The organism is Hydrogenophaga borbori (genome assembly GCF_003417535.1).
Classification (GTDB): Bacteria; Pseudomonadota; Gammaproteobacteria; order Burkholderiales; family Burkholderiaceae_C; genus Hydrogenophaga; species Hydrogenophaga borbori.
In genome coordinates this window covers 117228-135220 of the sequence record NZ_QVLS01000002.1, presented here as the reverse complement: position 1 = coordinate 135220, position 17993 = coordinate 117228, and the positions used below count along the sequence as shown (strand labels likewise).

The 17993-nt window shown below is 71.5% G+C and carries 9 protein-coding genes; 8 read left to right on the top strand and 1 reads right to left on the bottom strand.

Annotated elements, in window-relative coordinates:
• The first annotated feature begins 490 nt into the window (after positions 1 to 490).
• The 8 genes from DY262_RS03835 to DY262_RS03800 all read left to right on the top strand — a co-directional run bounded on the left by DY262_RS03835 (position 491) and on the right by DY262_RS03800 (position 15209).
• Positions 491 to 2317 carry a hypothetical protein gene (locus tag DY262_RS03835; protein WP_116957661.1) on the top strand — a complete coding sequence of 609 codons (1827 nt, stop codon included), beginning with the start codon at positions 491 to 493 and terminating at the stop codon, positions 2315 to 2317.
• Between the two features lie 305 nt (positions 2318 to 2622).
• Complete coding sequence (locus DY262_RS03830) at positions 2623 to 7407, top strand: hypothetical protein (protein WP_147326172.1); 4785 nt, start codon at positions 2623 to 2625, stop codon at positions 7405 to 7407.
• 173 nt (positions 7408 to 7580) lie between these two features.
• Positions 7581 to 9626, top strand: coding sequence for a hypothetical protein (locus DY262_RS03825; RefSeq protein WP_116957659.1), 2046 nt, complete (start codon positions 7581 to 7583; stop codon positions 9624 to 9626).
• Between the two features lie 135 nt (positions 9627 to 9761).
• Entirely contained in the window at positions 9762 to 10775 is a 1014-nt protein-coding gene (locus tag DY262_RS03820; protein WP_116957658.1) for a hypothetical protein, read from the top strand.
• 15 nt (positions 10776 to 10790) lie between these two features.
• Positions 10791 to 11522 (top strand): tRNA (guanosine(46)-N7)-methyltransferase TrmB, encoded by a 732-nt coding sequence (gene trmB / locus DY262_RS03815; RefSeq protein ID WP_116957657.1) that lies wholly within the window; start codon positions 10791 to 10793, stop codon positions 11520 to 11522.
• A gap of 514 nt (positions 11523 to 12036) precedes the next feature.
• A complete protein-coding gene (locus tag DY262_RS03810) occupies positions 12037 to 13104 on the top strand; it encodes a class I SAM-dependent methyltransferase (RefSeq protein WP_245980802.1) in 1068 nt (355 codons plus the stop codon).
• Between the two features lie 147 nt (positions 13105 to 13251).
• Positions 13252 to 14184, top strand: coding sequence for a pseudouridine synthase (locus DY262_RS03805; protein WP_116957656.1), 933 nt, complete (start codon positions 13252 to 13254; stop codon positions 14182 to 14184).
• Between the two features lie 128 nt (positions 14185 to 14312).
• The gene (locus DY262_RS03800; protein ID WP_116957655.1) at positions 14313 to 15209 is read left to right on the top strand and encodes a hypothetical protein; all 897 of its coding nucleotides are present in this window, start codon (positions 14313 to 14315) and stop codon (positions 15207 to 15209) included.
• Here the strand turns inward: DY262_RS03800 and alaS are convergent, their stop codons facing one another.
• The gene (gene alaS / locus DY262_RS03795) at positions 15210 to 17843 is read right to left on the bottom strand and encodes an alanine--tRNA ligase (protein ID WP_116957654.1); all 2634 of its coding nucleotides are present in this window, start codon (positions 17841 to 17843) and stop codon (positions 15210 to 15212) included.
• Positions 17844 to 17993 lie beyond the last annotated feature (150 nt).

Genomic DNA, 17993 nt, shown 5'->3' with positions numbered 1-17993 from the left:
CCACCGCATGCAAAAAGACACGCCCCCCATCCGGCTCGGCGCCAGCCGGCGACTGCGTCCACCGTCCGGGCCGCTCGTGAACACCGGGCAACCCGCGCCCGACGCGACCCCCTCCGGCCCCGGGCACCCTTCCCCCACCACCCCCACATCGCCCCCGACGGGCCGGTCGGCCGCACACGTGCTGAGCGACGACCCGCCGCCCCGCTTCGCCCCGGCCCCCGTTCCCCGGTCCGGGGGGGGCGCCACATCCCCCAGGGCGTCGGTGTACCCCGCTCGGCCCATGGCCCCAGGCAATTCGCCGTCCGACCGGGTTCGCGGGCACCTGCAGGCGCGCTCTCCCAAGAAGCCCCTGGCACAGCCCCTCCAAGAGCCCGCACAGCCCCTCCAGGAGCCCGCACCGCCCCTCGCCCCGCCAGCGCTTCCCGGCGGCGAGGGCCCGCCCCCATCCGCCGGGGCCCACCCGGCGTCCTGCCCCGGCTGGCTGCACCTGATGCCGGCCGACGGCACCAACCCGCGGCGCCTGCGGGCCCTGCACATCCATGCCCACAGCCCGGCGCTGGCCACGCCGCAGGGCCGCGAGCAGGCCTGGGCCGATTTCCTGCAATGGGCCGACCGGCGCCTGCAAGACCCCGAAGGCCCCAGCTGGGAGGACATGGAACAGTTGATCGCGCATGTGCTGCCCGCTGTCCAGCAGGCGCTGGACGGCACGCTGTGGCTGCAGCTGCAGCTGCGGGCCCGGATGCGCACGCCCGACCCCAAGGCCTTGCGCCTCTGGCTGTTCCAGGCCGTGCCCGCGCACATGCCCTGGTTCGACAACCCCGCGCTGCGCGACCTGATCCGCCTGTGCCACGAGGCCAAGGCGGACCGGTCCGAGTGGGACCAGCTGCTCCAGGCGCTGCGTCAGCGCCCCGGCTTCGCCCGCCTGCCCACCAACGCCCACCTGCTGCCCCTGCTGAACCCGCCCACCGGCGCACAGCGCTTGGGCACGCAGCCCTGCCCGCGGCCCGACCAGGACACGGCCAGGCCCGATCCCCTGCCCCCCTGGTTCCGGATCGAACGCGCCGGCCCTGGGGGCGACAGCACGGGCCCGGTGCGTTATTGGGTACCGCGCGGCCCCCAGGCCCCCCGGACGCCCGACGACAGGGAGCAGGCCCAGGAGGCCGTGCTCACCTGGGCGCTGCGCGAACTGGCGGACCCGCGCGGCCTGCGCTGGCCCACGCTGATGGACACCATCAAAGACATCGAAGGCGCCTGGCAGTACCGCTTCGATCGCCAGCGCCTGTTGGCCCTGTGCGTCTGGACGGCCGAGGAGCACAAAGACCCAGGCCCTCTGCTGCAGTTCCTGCACTTGCTGGAAGGCTGCGAGGCGGCCGAATGCCCCCTGGCCGGCCTGATCGAACAGGCCCGGAACGGGCACTGGGCCTCTCCCATCCGCAGCGCGCTGCTGCAGGCCATCGGGCCGCGGCTGCCCACGCTCGACGACACGGCGGGCCCGCTGCACGCCCAGTACCTCGACGCCGTCCTCACACTGCCCGACCCCGGAGACCGCCACACCCTTCTGCGGTACTACCTGACCAGCCAGCACGTCGACACGTCCAGCGAAACCGGGCGCCTGATCAAGGCCGTGCTGCGGCAAGAGGCCACGCCGCCCGCACCGCTTGACGAGTGGCTGGAGCTGCTGCGCAGCCTTCAGCGGCGCGAAGGCACCGCGGTATGGGCGGTCTGGCGCGTGCTGTGCGGCGCGCTGCTGCAGGGCGCGGCGCCCCGCCTCGTTGAAGGCCAGCCATCGGCCGATGCCCGCCTGACCAAGGCCAGCCATGAGCTCATCCGCCAGCTGCTGTTTCGCCTGGCCCACCCCGAGAGGGGCGACAAGGCGCAGGCCATCGAGCGCCAGTTCGAGCTGCTCGGCGCGCTGGTGGGGGCCTTGCCCCGCGAGCGGCGCCAGGCGTTTCTCGAGCAACTGGACGGGGCCTATGCCCAGCACATCGACGAGGCGCTGGTGGCCTGTCTGGAACACCCGGAGCGGGAGGCGCCCATCACCGCGCTCGCCATGCGCGGCGCCATCCGGGTGCTGAGCGCCGCGCTGCGCGACGGGCCAACCGGCCCCGCGCCCCGCCAGGACAACTCCACCACCGGCAAGGCCGTGCGCTTCTTCGCCGACTGGTTCGCGGCCCTGCGCCAGCCCGGCACGGCGGACCTGTCGGGCATCAAGCTTCTCCACCAGGCGCAACTGTTCCAGGTGCGAATGGACCCGCTGACCCGCGACCTCACCGCCCTCATGAACGGGCTGTTCAAGCTGCACGAGCTTTCGCCATGAGCCGACGCTTTTCGCTCGACCCCAAGCCCCCCGCGCGCCCCCGCGCCCCCGCGCCACAACGCCCGCCTGCCCCTGGCGCCGACCCGGCGGACCCCACCCACACACCGTCCCACCGTGCGCCGCAGTGGCGACCCATATCGACCCGCGCCGGCGCCAGGGCCTCGTCCCGTCACACGGTCATCGGCTCACCCCCGGGACACGGTCCGGGCGCGCCCGTCCCGCTGACACCCCGCAGCCCCGCCCCCGGCACGACCCACGGCGGCAGCGCCCGCGACGCGCTGCTTGGCGGCGACCCGCCGCTGGTGGTGCGCGAAGCATCCCCTGGGCAGCCGCCACGGTTTCGCTTCACCCGCTCGATCGATCCGGCGGCGCACCACGCCCTCATCGCCGCCGCCTGCGCCGAATGGTTCGCCTCGCCGGCACCGCAAGACCCACAGGAAGGCCTTGCCTTCCTCGACGCGGTCATCGACCAGGCAGACACGCCCACCCTGGGCCATCAACTGCTGGACCAGCACGGCGACGACCTGCTCACGCTCGCGCCCCCGCCCTGGGACGACGCCCGCCTCCCCGCCATCGCCACCTGCCTCCACGCGCTCGGCCACCAGCTCACGCGGCACACCCCAGCCGCACTGCGCCGGCTCGTGCTGGCCTTTCACCCCGAGGCGGGCGTCGCCACGGCGCTGCGGGAATTGACGGCCACCGTGCTGGCGCTGGAGCAGGCCAAGGCCCCCTTGTCCGAGAACGACGCCCAGAAACTGGTGCAGCGCCTGTACCGCCTCAGCCAGCAGGCCCTGGACCTGGGCAGCCATGCGCTGGTCCGCACCGCCGTGGACCTGGCCCAACGCGTGGCCAATGGCGCCGCGCCCACCGGACAGGCCAACCCACCCGCCGTCCAGGCACTGGTCAACGTGATGGTCCAGGCCTTGCCAAGCGCCCTCAGCGGCGTGACCACGCTGCGGATCAACGACTGGCTGTTGCTGAACGTCGCCTGGCCGCCCGGACCCGACGGGCGACGGCTGCTGGACGTCCAGGTCAAGCAGGCCCTCGTCGACAAGGCCCCGGAGACCGCCCGCCGGGAACTGCTGCAATGGGTGCACGAACAGCAGACCCAGGGCACGGACGCCCTGCCCTGGGCCGAACTGCAAACCCTCGTCGATGAGCTGATGCCGTGCCTGCACCGCCCCCTCGACCTCGAGGAGCGGCTCACCCTCTGCCGGGACGAGGCCCTGCTCCGCCTCAACCCCCGGCCCCTGCTGAACCTGCTGAGCACCTGGCTCGACGGCGCGCCGGCCGACGCCGGGCTGCTGCGCGATCTGCTGGAGCGCTACCGGCGCCCCGACGTGCCGGACGAGCGGCGCATCGCGTTGCTGCGCGGGATGCTGCCGCTGCTGCCGCACCCCTTCGACGACCCGCGCCTGCACCTGGCGTACCGCCAGCTGATCGACGCCCTGCCCGACAACGACGCGGCACGCGCCGCGCTCGAACAGCACGAGGCGGCGGTCCGGCCCCGGCGGGCGCCGCCCAACACACCTTCGGGCCACGTCCGCCAGCGGCTCGAGGACCGCGCACGGCACGAGGCGCCCCACGGTCCGTCGGGGCCTGCCGCCGACGACGAACCCCCACCACCGCCGGACGAGGCCTGCGCCTGGTTCGGGCCGGCGTTCGCCACCAGCGAAGCGGACGTCAGCGAGGCGCTCGACAGGCTGTTCGGCGGCGCATCCCCGCCCCTGCAACACAACTTCCAGCACGACACATTCGAGCTCACCGTCCACCGAAGCGAGGCGCTGCTGCCGCACCTGCCCGCTGTCGGCACGCTGTGCGCGGCCTGGTTCCGCGACGGCCAGGCACCCCGGGCCATCGCCTTGCTGGGCCTGGTCCTGTCGGCCGTCGACGACCTGGGCGCGCACCACACGCTGCTGGCGGCGCACGCGGCGGCGCTGAACGAGAGCCCCACCAGCGCCTGGGCCGGCGGACAGGGCGGCGGCGTGCTCGACGCCATCCGCGCCCTGGGCGCCAGCGGCTGGTTCCTGGTGGACACCCCCCGCCACCTGAAACCCGCCGCGCGCCTGGCGCTGCTGCAACTGCTCGGCCGCTTCGACCCCGTGGCCGCCATCAGCCTCGCCGCCAGCGAGCTGGGCCACCACCTCTCCCATGGCCCGGCGCCAGTGCCTGCGCCGGCGGAGGGCAAGCACCTTGCCGACCTGCTGGGGCTGCTGCTGCGCCTGGGCAGCGAACAGAACGATCCCGCCGTGCTCAAGCAGGCGCGGGAGGGCGCCAAGGCGCTGGCCGCCGCCTGCGGGTCGCGGCCCACCGGCGGCGCGGCCGTCTTGCAGGCGCGCTTCCATCGGCTGGTCCGGGCAAGCCACCAGGCGCTGGCCCAGGTGCACATCGCGCGGCTCTCGGACTGGCTCACCCTCGAGTGGCACAGCGGCTCGGGCAGCCAGCCCGACAGGCTGTCGCGGATCCGGGTCCGGCAAGAAGGCGGTGCGTTCAAGCGGCCGAAAGACCTGCCGCTCGCCCTGTCCTCGCTCATGGGCTTCATCGACGCGCAGCTGGCCCATCCGCAGGGCGTTCCCTGGGGCCAGCTGGTGCAGCTGGCCGTCACCGTCAGCGCCACCCTGGAGCGCCCGTTCGATGCCCTGGTGTGGTGGCACTGGTGCGTCGCGGAGGCCCAGCGCAGCGGCAAGGCCCACGCCTTGCAATACCAGCTGGAACACCGCCAGTCCATTCACTCGCCCGACAGCCCGCTGTTCGATGACCTGCTGTCGGTGTGCGCAGACCCGCGGCTGAACGAGAACGATCGCGCCGCACTGCTGCGCACCGCCTGCCAGCAGTTGCGGCTCGCGGCGGCCTCGAACGACGCGCGCGACGACGACGCGCGCGCGCGCGTCGTGGCCTGGCTGCACGAGCAGGCGGGCCGCACCGGCGGCCTGCCCCTGGCGGCCATGCAGGCGCTGTTGCCGGCTTTGCCCTGGCCGCTGGGACCCGGGGAATGGTTGAACCTCTGCCTGATCGGCGCCCGGCACGGCGGCCAGCCGCAGGCCCTGATCGATTGGTTGAAGGCCCCGCCGCCAGACGCGCACCGCTTCATCGACAAGGAGCTGTTCCAGGATGTCCTGGACCTCGCCCACAACGCCCCGCTGAACCAGGGCGACCGCCAGCGCCTGCTCCTGGCCGCCCAGGCGCTGCTGGACGAGCACCTGCGCGACGCGCCCCTGCAAGCGCGCTGCGCCGATGCCCTGCGCGCCCTGCGCAGCCCGCGCCGGGGCGGCGGCTACCCACAGGCCTACCAGACGCTGTTCCAGAACAGCCCACGCCTCTTCGCGCCCCCCGGGGACGAGCGGCCCGACGCCTTCCAACTGAACCAGCCGGTGCTCAGCCCCGGCGAGGTCGACGCGCTCATCACCGTCTGCGACACCTGGGCCCAGGGCCGGCAGATGCAGAAGGTGCAGAAGCTGCTGGATGCGGTGCTGCGCGGCACCCAGGACCTCTCGCTGCACCGCCGCCTGCTGACGCTCTACGCCGACCGGCTCGCCGCCCTGCTGCCCCATGCGGCGCTGCAGACCCAGTGGCAGGGCATCCTGTCCGCCATCGCGGGGCTGGCCCGCCAGGGCTGGGCCACGGCCGGCCACACCCACGAGACCGATGCCGCCACGCGCACGGTGCTCCGCACCCTGGTGCGCGCCATCGACTGGGGCCAGTACGCCCACATCGAGCTCAGCGCCATCGAGCACCAGATCCAACACCTGCCGGCCGCAGCGCTGCGGGGCGACACGGGCCGCGCCCTGCTGGAGCAGCTCACCAGGCTCAGCCTGGCGAGCATCGGCAAGGACGATGCCTTGGTCGCGCAGCGCACCCTGCGGCTCGCCCAGGCACTCGCCCGGCGCCTCGGCGAGGACCACGGGCTGCAGGCCCCGTTGAAGCAGCTGTTCACCGAGGTGTCGCAGCGTTGGTTCGACCAGGCCAGGCCAGCGCTGCGACCCTGGTTCGTGCTGCAACGAAACACCGCGCCCTTGTCCAGCCCGCGGGCCGGCCAGGCCAGGCTCACGTATGGGTGGAGCGGCGCCGACCAGGCCCCCGCCACGCCCGAACAGCAGGCGAACGCCTGGCGGGCCTTGCTCCAATGGGTTCGCATCGAACTGGAAAACCCGCAAGGGCCCGCCTGGGGGGACGTGCGCTCGCTGCTCGAGCTGGTCGAGAGCGCCTGGAAGCGGCCGCTGGACGACCGGCAATGGCTGGCCCTGTGCCTGCGGGAGGTGTCGCGCTCGAACAGCCTGTCCTCGCTGGACCAGCGACTGGCCATGCAGCGCGCGGGTCCACTCGACGAAGCCATGCTGCGCCAGCTGCTGGCGCTCGCCAGCGACCTGCGCTTTGCGCCGGCAGGCCGCACCGCCCTGCTGAAGCACCTGGCCCGGCAACTGCCGCCCTACGAGGCGCACACCGCGCTGCACGAGGACTTCCTGCGCACCGTGTTCCGCCGGCTCGAGCCCGACACCGGCAAGGTCTTGCTGCGGGCCTACCGGGACAGCCTCTCCCCTGCGGGCAAGGGGCTCGTCGCCCTGGTGGAGCTCGTGGCCCGGCTGGAGAACGAGGACTACCGGTCCAGCGAGAGCGCCTGGGCGCGCTTCGGCGAAGCCCCTCACCCGGACGCCCGCGTCGACTGGGACCACTGGCGCCGCCTGTGTGGGCAGCTCGCCCGGTCGATGGCCGAGCGCATCCGGTTCTTCCAGACCGCGTCATTGCCGTCGGCGGACCGGCAGCGGTTCAACGCCCTCGTCGTGCAGGTCCTGTGGCGGCTGTCGGCCCAGGCCGGAACCCGCAAGTCCACGGCCATCGACCGCCAGTTCGAGCTGCTCGGCGACCTCGTCCAGGCCCTGCCCGAGGGCCACCGCGAGACCTTCCTGCACCAGCTCGACGCCACCTGCACCCAGCTCATCGCCACGGCCCTTCAGCCGGGTGACGCCGCATCGGCACCGCCCATCCCGTTGCTGGCCCTGCAAGGCGCCGTGCGCACCCTGGCCACGCCGCGTGGGGGCCAGGCGGCCACCCCCTCGGCAACCGAACCGCTCGCCCGGCACATCGAACACTGAACGCCACCGCCCCCCCCGGACCACCACCCATGCGCCCCCAAGTCCCCCAACTGGGCAACACAAGAACCAGCCGCTTCCCGGCGCCGCCGACGGCGGCTGGCCCACAGCCCCCCACCGCCACCACCGATCCCGGCCCCACCCCAGGGTCCCCACCGGCCAACCCCGCCGCCGCGGTGATCGGCACCAACCCCGGCCCATTCAGCGCCACGCCACCCACGCCGAAGGAACTGCGTGAACGCTACGGCCTCCAGAGCCGGCTGGAGGCGCAGGCCGAATGGGACCCCGTCGCGGGCACCTGGACATGGGCGCGGCTGATCTGCCCCGAGAAGCACCTGACCGACGACGCGTCACGCCGCGAGGAGGTCCTGTTCTACAGAGACATCGGCCGCCTGCTGAAAGGCCCACCGCCCGCGCCCTGGGGCATGGTGGCGCGGGTGGTCGTCGCGGCCATGAAGCGGCACAAATGGCAGCCCGACAGCGGGCTCTGGCTGTCCTGGTCCCTCGAGGCCAGCCGCCACGGCGACATGCAGCCCGCGATCCAGCAGCTTCGCCTCATCGAGAGCGACTGGGGGACCGACGAGGCCCGGCACCAGTGGTTCCTCCGCCTGTACGACCACATCAAGTCGGGCATGCCCTGGCGCGACAAGCTCGCCGTCGACAAGGTGGTGCAGGCTGAGCTGAACTGGGCACTCAGCGCGAAGAACGAATGGGCGCTGTGTCTGCTCTGCGCGCAACGCGGCGACGCCGCCCCCCTCATCGACCTGCTCGCGCAGGCGCAGACCACCGACCTGGTCGATCGCGAGCGCCTGGGCCAACTCCTGGCGCTGTGCCAAAACCCCCAGTGCGCCCTCACGGCGAACGCCCTCGTCCGCCTGATCGACGCCGTCCAGCCCCACCTCGGGCCGCACGACGGTCTGCGCCAGGACTTCAAGGCGCTGCGGGAACAACGCCAATGGCGCCAGAGCCGGCGCGCGCCGCTGGCGGGTCAGGCGCTGGCGGCGCTGGGCGCCTGGTTCACCCTCGAGACCACGGGCGATGGAACGGTGGTGATTCGCACGTCTCGCGCCAAAGCCCCCGCACAGAAGGAAGACCAGGAGCGCTTCGAAGCCCTTCTGTTCAGTTGGATGGACGTCGCGCTGCAAGACAAGGCCCATGCCTGGTCGGACCTGCTGGGCATCGTCAACCACCTGGAAGGCGTCTGGCAGCTGCGCATCGACCGGGCGCGGCTGCTGGACCTGTGCCTGGCCCACGCGCGGCGCGCGCACACCCCCAAGGTCTTGCTGGACCACCTGCAGTCCCCCTGGCAGGACGAACGCCCCCATGAGCCGGCCCTGCTGGCCATCCTGGGCATCGCCAGCGACGGCGGGCTGAACGAAATCATCCGCGCCGCCCTGATCCAGCGGCTGTGGCGTTGGCTCCATCCCACGCGGAACATGGCATTGGTCGACGCCTGCGTTCGGGCCGTCCTCTCGCTGCCGCCCGCCCTGCGCGACAATTGCATCGCGGGCTTCGAGGCCACGTACGGCGGTGGTTCGGACATGCGGCGCTGGTTCGGTCACCTCGCCCAGCTGGGCGAAGCGACGCCGCCCGACCCCGCGACCCTGCTCGAGGCGGCCTTGCCGGCGGTCCCCCAGTTGCCCGCCCAGGTCCCATGGCCCGCCTGCCGCGCCTTGTGCCGCGTGCTGCTGGCGCGCGCCGCGCCCGCCCTGTGGCACGTCATGCAACGGGACCCGAAACACGGCCCGGCCACGCACCGGGTCTTCGACGCCCTGACCCGCCTGGCGACACCCACCTCGGGCGCCCTGGCACTCGCCATTCCCCAGCTGTTCGATCTGGTGCGGGACCTGGCCGACGCCTTGCCGTCGGCCGATCGCCTGCCCTGCCTCCAGGGCCTGTTCGGCGCGAGCCTGGAGTGGCAGGGAGCGCCCGCCCTGCAGGCGGCCTGGCAGGGTGCCCTGCAGGCGCTGACCGCATACACGACACCGCTCCGCGATCTGCCGCCCCCACCGGAGACGAACCAGCCCATGGTCGACGAGGCGGCCGTGCTGTTCGCCCATGGCTTCCTGTGCCAGCTGGCGGCCCGCGACCAGCAGGAAGAGTCCCGGCGGCACTGGCTGAACGCGCTGTCGCTCCGATTCGACCGGTCCATCACCAAGAGCCACGCGCCGGACATCGCCCGACTCATCCACACGCTGTTCCTGCCCAGCCCGCTCCACTGAACCCGGCCCATGTCCTGCAGCAAAGCCCTGTCCCCATCCCACGCACGGCGCCACTCATGGCCTGGCCCGGGCCTGCCGAACCCCGGTCCGCACCCACCGCACAACCCGCTCGCCGCCGGGCGTGCCGCGCGGCTGGTGCGCGACAACCCCCCGCCCTTCAGCCGCGGCCGCCAGCCACACGGCCCGGCCTCGGCCCTCTGGTTGCTGCTCATGCCCCGCCTGCCGGCGCGCACCCCCGAGCAGGCGGCGACGCACGCCGCGGTCCTCCGCGTCCTGCTGGCGCAACAAGATCCCGCGGCGCGCGCGGACCTGTTCCGCGGCTACGAGCGGTGGCACCCCTTCCATGCGCCCACCGACCCCACCGCCCGCCTCTTCCACCTGGTGTCTCACCTGCAAAAACCCGAGCACCGCGCGACGGAACGCACCTGGGCGGCCCTGCACCGCGCACCGAGCCCGGGCCCATCGACGCACTGGACCCTGTGGCGCGAACTCTGCCGCGTGCTGGCCGCGCAGTTGGCGCCGGTGGTGCAATCGTTCCAGCGGTCTAGGCAGTCGGCGCCGAACCAGCGCCGGCTCGACGCCCTCGTCCTGCGCGCGCTGCTGCGCCTGTCGGACCCCGACGGGGGCGATGCCACGGTGGCCATCCAGCACCTGTTCGAGTTGCTCAGCGACCTGACGCACGCCATCGACGTGGCGCATCGACCGCACTTCGCGCAGCGGCTCTATGGCGCCTGCACCTCGTGGATCCAGCAGTCGATGCGGCCTCCCTTCGCCCCTTTCACGCCGGCCCGGCCGCCCGTTCACCTCCTGGCCTTGCAAGGGGCCCTGTACGTGCTGCGCAAGGGCCTGTGCCCCTCCGAGGATGCGTCGCCGCTGCACGCGCCGCCGGCGCTGGCCCACACGGTATCCGCCTTCGCCCAGCTGTTCTGTGCCCTGCACGCGCCCGACCTGGCGCAACGCCGGCGCCAGCTGGCCGCGCTGCGCGATCGCGTCGAGGCCGATGCGCTGCTGTCGATGCACCGCGAGGACGCGGCCCGGGCCCTTCAAGGCCTGCTGTCCGTCTGTCTGCACGATGGAGGCCGTCGCGCCGACGGGCCTGGCGGGCCTGGCGGGCCCGGCCATGGGCGGCCCGGTCGGCACGCCCCCTAAAATCCCGGCCCGACCATGACCGACCCCCGCCACGCGCAACCGCGCACTCCCCCCAGCGACGTGCCCTTCCTGCGGCAGGTCAAGAGCTACGTGCTGCGCGCGGGCCGCACCACGGCCGCGCAGGCCAAGGCCTACGAGGTCTATGGCCCGCGCTTCCTGCTGCCCTACACCGCCGACCAGCACCTGGACGCCCGCGCCGCCTTCGGCCGCGAGGCCCCACTGGTGCTGGAGATCGGCTTCGGCATGGGCGGCGCCACGGCCCACATCGCCAGCGTGCGGCCGCAGGACAACTTCCTCTGCTGCGAGGTGCACGAGCCCGGCGTGGGCGCGCTGCTCAAGCTCGCGGGCGACGGCGGGCTGGAGAACATCCGCATCCTGCGCCACGACGCGGTCGAGGTCATGGACCACATGCTGGCCGACGCCAGCCTGGACGGCGTGCACGTGTTCTTCCCCGACCCCTGGCACAAGACCAAACACCACAAGCGCCGCCTCATCCAGGGCCCGTTCGTGAACCGCCTGGCCAACAAGCTCAAGCCCGGCGGCTACCTGCACCTGGCCACCGACTGGCAGCCCTACGCCGAGCAGATGCTGGAGGTGCTGCGCGCCGAGCCCCTGCTGCGCAACAGCGTGGGCGACGACGCCGGTGGCTACGCCCCCAAGCCCGACTACCGCCCGCTCACCAAGTTCGAGAACCGCGGCTTGAAGCTCGGCCACGGCGTGTGGGACCTGGTCTGGCGCCGGGTCTGAGCGCGAGAGGCCCATCCGGCCCATCCGGCGGTCGGCCATTGAATCGGCCATTGAACGGGCGCACGCTGCCCCCCCCTGCTGGAGCAGGCCTGCCACCCGCCATGCACGCCCCGCGAGCGGCTCCAGCGGTTCGACGCCATCTTCAATCCACTGCCGGCGCGCAACGAGGCCAGCGGCTCGCTGCACGCGCTGTGCCTGCAGGCCATCCTGACACTGATCGACCCGCTGGAGCGCTGGGATCTCTGCACGGCGGCCCTGCGCAGGGGCGAAGCGCCGTCCGCCTGGACGACAGCCGCGCCGAGTCCGCCGTGCAAGGCTTCTTCGATCGGTTGAAGAAGGGCCAGCGCCTCCAGGGGGCCGCCAAGCTTTAGGGAAGCGCTGCACCACACCCGCCGCACAGGCCCATTTGCTTCATGCGGCAATGCCTCGCGTCACGCGGGCGGGCCAGGGTGGGTGCAGACCCTCCCGAGTCAGACAGGATGCCTGCCTATCCAGCGGAACCTGCGTGTTTTCAATGGAAAGCGGTATCGGGAATCCGGGGCGTGAAATTTCCCTGCGCGGTGGAACGCTTTGCAGCGCTGTTGCGGATGAATGCTTTGAACCCGTCCCCATTGGCCATGGCGGCTTTGTCGCGCCGAGACCCGCCGGATTTCGCGTTGTGGTGCATGGCAAGCGGCTGGCCCGCCCAATTTCCGAAGATATTTCCATGGCATACTGGCGAGAATTCGCCGGAATGGGCGGCCTTTGGTGTGAGGCCTCGCATCAATGCAATGCGCAGGAATCTGCGCGGGGCCCATTACCAGCCATGCCCCCGACAGACGAAATGCACAACCGATATGGAAAACTGGCCTCTTGGGTTTACAACCTGGACAAACCGGTCGGCCGTTCCTTTGGGGACATAGAGTACTATCGACAGCGCCTGCAGAATGGCCCGGCCGGCCCCATTCTTGAGCCCGCTGTCGGCAACGGCCGCATTTTTGTGCCGATGCTTGAAGCTGGTTTCCAAATGGAGGGCTTCGATGCGTCCAATGAGATGCTTGATTACTGCCGGCGTGAGTGCCAGGCCCGAAATCTCTCCGCCGGCTTGACGCAACAGACATTCGAAGAATTCTCTTACGAGAAGAGCTTTGCTGCCATCATCGTTCCAGCCGGGTCGTTTCAGCTGGTCACGGACGTGGCCTCGGCTGGCGCCTTATTGAAGCGGTTCCATGATCAATTGTCGCCCAATGGGAGGGTGATCATCGACCTCGATGCCATCGGCGGATTTCTTGGGCCTTCCGGTTCCGTTCGCCATTGGGTGACGGAAGACGGCGACCTGCTGACACTGACGGACCATCGACTCGAAACCAACCACATCTCGCAGACGACCCTTTCCAGTCTCCGCTATGAGCATTGGCACAGTGGACGCCTAATGGCGACCGAGCTCGATTTGTTCGAATTGCGCTGGTGGGGTGTCCATGAATTCTCGCTCGCGTTGCGAGAGGCCGGTTTCACTGATGTGGTGGTGTCAGGCAACTACCAGCACGGCAAAGCGCCGCAGAAGGACGACGCAATCATCAGCTTTGAAGCGCGGCGCCCATAGGATGCGCGCAGCGCAGTCGGTCGGCCCCGTGCTGTTCGGGCCCGGCGGCGACCCCGCGGGTGCGCCACGCCAGCCCGCCGCCCGTGCCCGACACGCCCGACCGGCGCCTGCGGTACAAAGCGGCCCTCTCGCCCGTCTGACACCCGCATGGCGCACCGCCCCAAGAACCCCCTGATCCCCACGCGCGAGGGCGTGTCGCCCAGTTGCGTGGCCATTCCCTTCGCCAAGCCGGCGCCCTGGGCCTCGGTGCTGCAGTTCCTGAGCGAGCGCCTGCCGGTGATCGCCCCCGGCGAATGGGCGCGGCGCCTGGCGCGCGGCGAGGTGCTCGACGACCATGGCCAGGCCCTGGCGCCCGAGGCCCCCTGCGAGCCCGGCGCCCGGCTCTACTACTGGCGCCACATCGAGGACGAAGCGGAGATTCCCTTCGAGCCCCAGATCCTGTTCCAGGACGGGCACCTGCTGGTGGCCGACAAGCCGCACTTCATGCCCGTCACGCCCAGCGGGCGCTATGTGCGGCACAGCCTGATGGTGCGACTCAAGCAGCGCACGGGGCTGGACACGCTCAACCCCATCCACCGCATCGACCGAGAAACCGCCGGCCTGGTGGTGTTCAACCTCCGGCCGCAGGACCGCAACGCCTACCACGCGCTGTTCCGCGAGCGCGCGGTCGACAAGACCTACGAGGCCATCGCGCCGCACGACCCCGCGCTCGCGCTGCCGCTCACCCGCCGCAGCCGCATCGAGGAAGACGTGGAGGCCTTCTTCCGCATGGTGGAGGCCGAGGGCGAGCCCAACAGCGAAACGCGCGTCGAGCGGCTGGAGGTGCGCGGCGCCTGGGCGCGCTACGGCCTGGCACCACGCACGGGCAAGCGCCACCAGCTGCGCGTGCACCTCGACGCCTTGGGCCTGCCCATCGCGGGGGACCAGTTCTACCCACGCGTGCGGCGCGGCCCCGACGAGGCCGAGGATTTCACCGACCCCTTGCGGCTGCTGGCGCGCGCCATCGCGTTCACCGACCCGGTGACGGGCCAGGCCCGGCGCTTCGAGAGCGCGCGCACGCTGGACTGGCCCTTGCACTGACCGGCGGTCGCCCACAGGCGCAGGCGATCCGCTGGCGGGGAACGCCAGGTCAAGAAAACCTCGAAGCTGCCGACGAGAGAGGGTGGGACACCGCCCTCGCTGTACCCGCTGTCGCGCTTTCGCCTTACATGCCCCGCACTTCCATCGATACGCCCGCCGCCGTCGTGCAGGCGCTCAACCACGACGGCGCCGTGCTGCCCCCGCGCAGTTCCTGCGACGTGTTCTCCCAGACCCAGGCCAAGGTGCAGTGCATGGTCTGCATCGCGCCGGCCATGAAGCGCACCGTGCCCCACGTGGTGGTGGTGCTGATGGGCGCCGACCGCCACGACCAGCGCGAGGCCGCCACCGTGCTGCAGCGCCTGCTGGGCGAGGGCTCGGCCACGCCGGTCGACCTGCGCGTGCTGCAGTCCGGCGGCGTCACCCTCATGCTGGCCCCCTGGGCCGCGCGCGAGCTCGTGCGCGGCGTCGCCGATTCGGTGGCCAAGAGCTGGCACCCGCAGCGCATCACGGTGGACGGCTCGCGCCTGGACGGCGACGGCGTGGTCGTGGTGCCCGGCCCGGGCTCGCAGGGCGACATGGCGGTGGAAATCCGCCAGGCGCTGGAGTCCTTCGTGGCCGACACCGGTTCGCTGTGGGAACACGCCCGCCGCCTGCTCTCCAGCAAGACCGAGCCCAAGCGCTGGACGCTGCCGCTGGGCTGCAGCGTGATCGAACGCCACGAGGGCCGCCAGGTCTGCTGGGACATCGGCTTCGAGGACATGCGCAAGCTGGAGCGCGCGGTCGCCCTGGTCGACGCGCGCCTGGCCATGGGCCGCGACCACCTGCTGCGCCCCTGGGCCGCCGCCGAGGACGACGCGGTGGAAACCCGCCTGCCCTCGATCTCGCTGATGGCCCTCGCGCCCTCGCGCGAAGCGCGCGCGCAACTGGCGCGCCTGCTGCGCAACGTGCTGTTTCAGATCGGCCGGCTGGGCTTCGTGGCCTCGCGCCCGGCGGACATGGTGGACACCTCGGGCCAGCCGGGCTGATCAGACCCGCTCGGCCACCCAGCCCTGCACCGACGCCAGGGCCTTCGCCAGCCCGCTCGGGTCGGTGCCGCCGGCCATGGCCATGTCGGGCTTGCCGCCGCCCTTGCCGCCCACCTGCTGGGCGACGAAGTTCACCAGCTCACCGGCCTTCACCTTGCCCACGCTGTCGGCCGTGACGCCGGCGGCCAGCTGCACCTTGCCGCCGTCCACCGCCGCCAGCACGATGGCCGCGCTCTTGAGCTTGTCCTTGAGCTTGTCCATCGTGTCGCGCAAGGTCTTGGCGTCGGCGCCGTCGAGCGTGGCGGCCAGCACCTTGAGGCCCTTCACGTCCACCGCGCGGCCCAGCAGCTCGTCGCCCTGGCTGGACGCCAGCTTGCCCTTGAGCGCGGCGATTTCCTTCTCCAGCGCCTTGATCTGCTCCAGCGTCTGGCCCACGCGTGCGGTGAGCTCGGACGCCGGCGCCTTCAGCGCGCCCGCGGCCTGGGCCACGGTGCTTTCCAGCGACTGCAGGTAGGCCAGCGCGTTCTCGCCCGTGACGGCCTCGATGCGGCGCACGCCGGCGGCCACGCCGCCCTCGCCCACCACCTTGAACAGGCCGATGTCGCCGGTGCGCGTCACGTGCGTGCCGCCGCACAGTTCGCGGCTGCTGCCGATGTCGAGCACGCGCACGGTGTCGCCGTACTTCTCGCCGAACAGCATCATGGCGCCGGTCTTCTGGGCCGACTCGATGTCCATCAGGCGCGCCTGCGTGGCCGCGTTGGCCAGGATCTCGGCGTTCACCAGGGCCTCGATGCGGCGGACCTGTTCATCGCTGAGCGGCGCGTTGTGCGCGAAGTCGAAGCGCGTGCGCTCGGCGTTCACCAGCGAGCCCTTCTGCTGCACGTGATCGCCCAGCACCTCGCGCAGGGCCTTGTGCATCAGGTGGGTGGCGCTGTGGTTGCGCACGGTGGCGGCGCGCTGCGCGGTGTTCACCTGCGCGTTCACCGCATCACCGACGTTGAGCGTGCCCTGTTCCACCGTGCCGTGGTGGCCGTACACGTCGGCCTTGATCTTCTGCGTGTCGGCCACCGCGAAGCGCGCCGAGCCGGCGCTGATCAGGCCTTCGTCGCCCACCTGGCCGCCGCTCTCGGCGTAGAAGGGCGTGCTGTCGAGCACCACCACCCCGCTCTGCCCGCTCTTGAGCGCGGCCACGGGGGTGCCGTCGAGGTACAGCGCGACGATCTTGCCCGGGGCCTCGAGCCGCTCGTAGCCCACGAACTGGTTGCCCGCCCCGCCGTACTCCAGCGCCTTGTCCATCTTGAACTTGCCGGCCGCTCGGGCCTGCGCCTTCTGGCGCTCCATGGCGGCCTGGAAGCCGGCCTCGTCCACGGCCACGCCGCGCTCGCGGCAGACGTCGTTGGTCAGGTCCAGCGGGAAGCCGTAGGTGTCGTGCAGCTTGAAGGCCACGTCGCCGGGCAGCACCGTCTGGCCGCCCGCGAGCGCGGCGTCCAGGATCTCCATGCCATTGGCCAGCGTTTCATAGAAGCGCTCCTCCTCGGCCTTGAGCACCTCGACGATGCGCGACTCCTGACGGGCCAGGTTGGGATAGGCCGCGCCCATCAGCCGCACCAGCACCGGCACCAGCTTGTGGAAGAAGGGCGTCTTCTGGCCCAGCTTGTAGCCGTGGCGGATGGCGCGGCGCACGATGCGGCGCTGCACATAGCCGCGGCCCTCGTTGCTGGGGATGACGCCGTCGCTCACCAGGAAGGCGGTCGCGCGGATGTGGTCGGCGATGACCTTGAGCGAAGGGTTGGCCAGGTCGCTGGTGTGGGTCTCGCGCGCGGCGGCCTCGATCAGCGCCGCGAAGATGTCGATCTGGTAGTTGCTGTGCACGTGCTGCAGGATGGCGGCCAGGCGCTCCAGGCCCATGCCGGTGTCCACGCAGGGCGCGGGCAGCGGCACCACGCTGCCGTCTTCCTTCATGTCGAACTGCATGAACACGTGGTTCCAGATCTCGATGAAGCGGTCGCCGTCCTCGTCGGGGCTGCCCGGGGGGCCGCCGGGGATGTGCGGGCCGTGGTCGTAGAAGATCTCCGAGCAGGGGCCGCAGGGGCCGGTGTCGGCCATCATCCAGAAGTTGTCGCTCTTGTACTTGCCGCCCTTGTTGTCGCCGATGCGGATCACGCGCTCGGGCGGCAGGCCGATTTCCTTGGTCCAGATGTCGAAGGCCTCGTCGTCTTCGTGGTAGACGGTGGCGAGCAGGCGCTCCTTGGGCAGCTTGTAGACCTCGGTCAGCAGCTCCCAGCCCCACTTCAGGCTCTCGCGCTTGAAGTAGTCGCCAAAGCTCCAGTTGCCCAGCATCTCGAAGAAGGTGTGGTGGCGCGCGGTGTAGCCCACGTTCTCCAGGTCGTTGTGCTTGCCGCCGGCGCGCAGGCAGGCCTGCACGGACGCGGCCCGCACGTAGGGGCGCTTGTCGGTGCCCAGGAACACGTCCTTGAACTGCACCATGCCCGAGTTGGTGAACATGAGCGTGGGGTCGTTGCCCGGCACCAGCGGGCTGGACGGCACCACCGTGTGCCCCTTGGAGGCGAAGAAGTCCAGGAAGCTCTTGCGGATGTCGGCGACGGAGACGGGAGCGGTCGTGGGGGCTGTCATAGGACCTTTGGGGCTGCGGGGTGGGAGCGCGCCGGGCACGCGAACCCGCTATTTTCCAACATGCGGGACAGGCGCCACCATCCCGGGGAAAACCACCGCCCCGGGTGGGCGGTCGCCGGCGTTCGCGCACCCCGCCCCACCCCCGGGGCT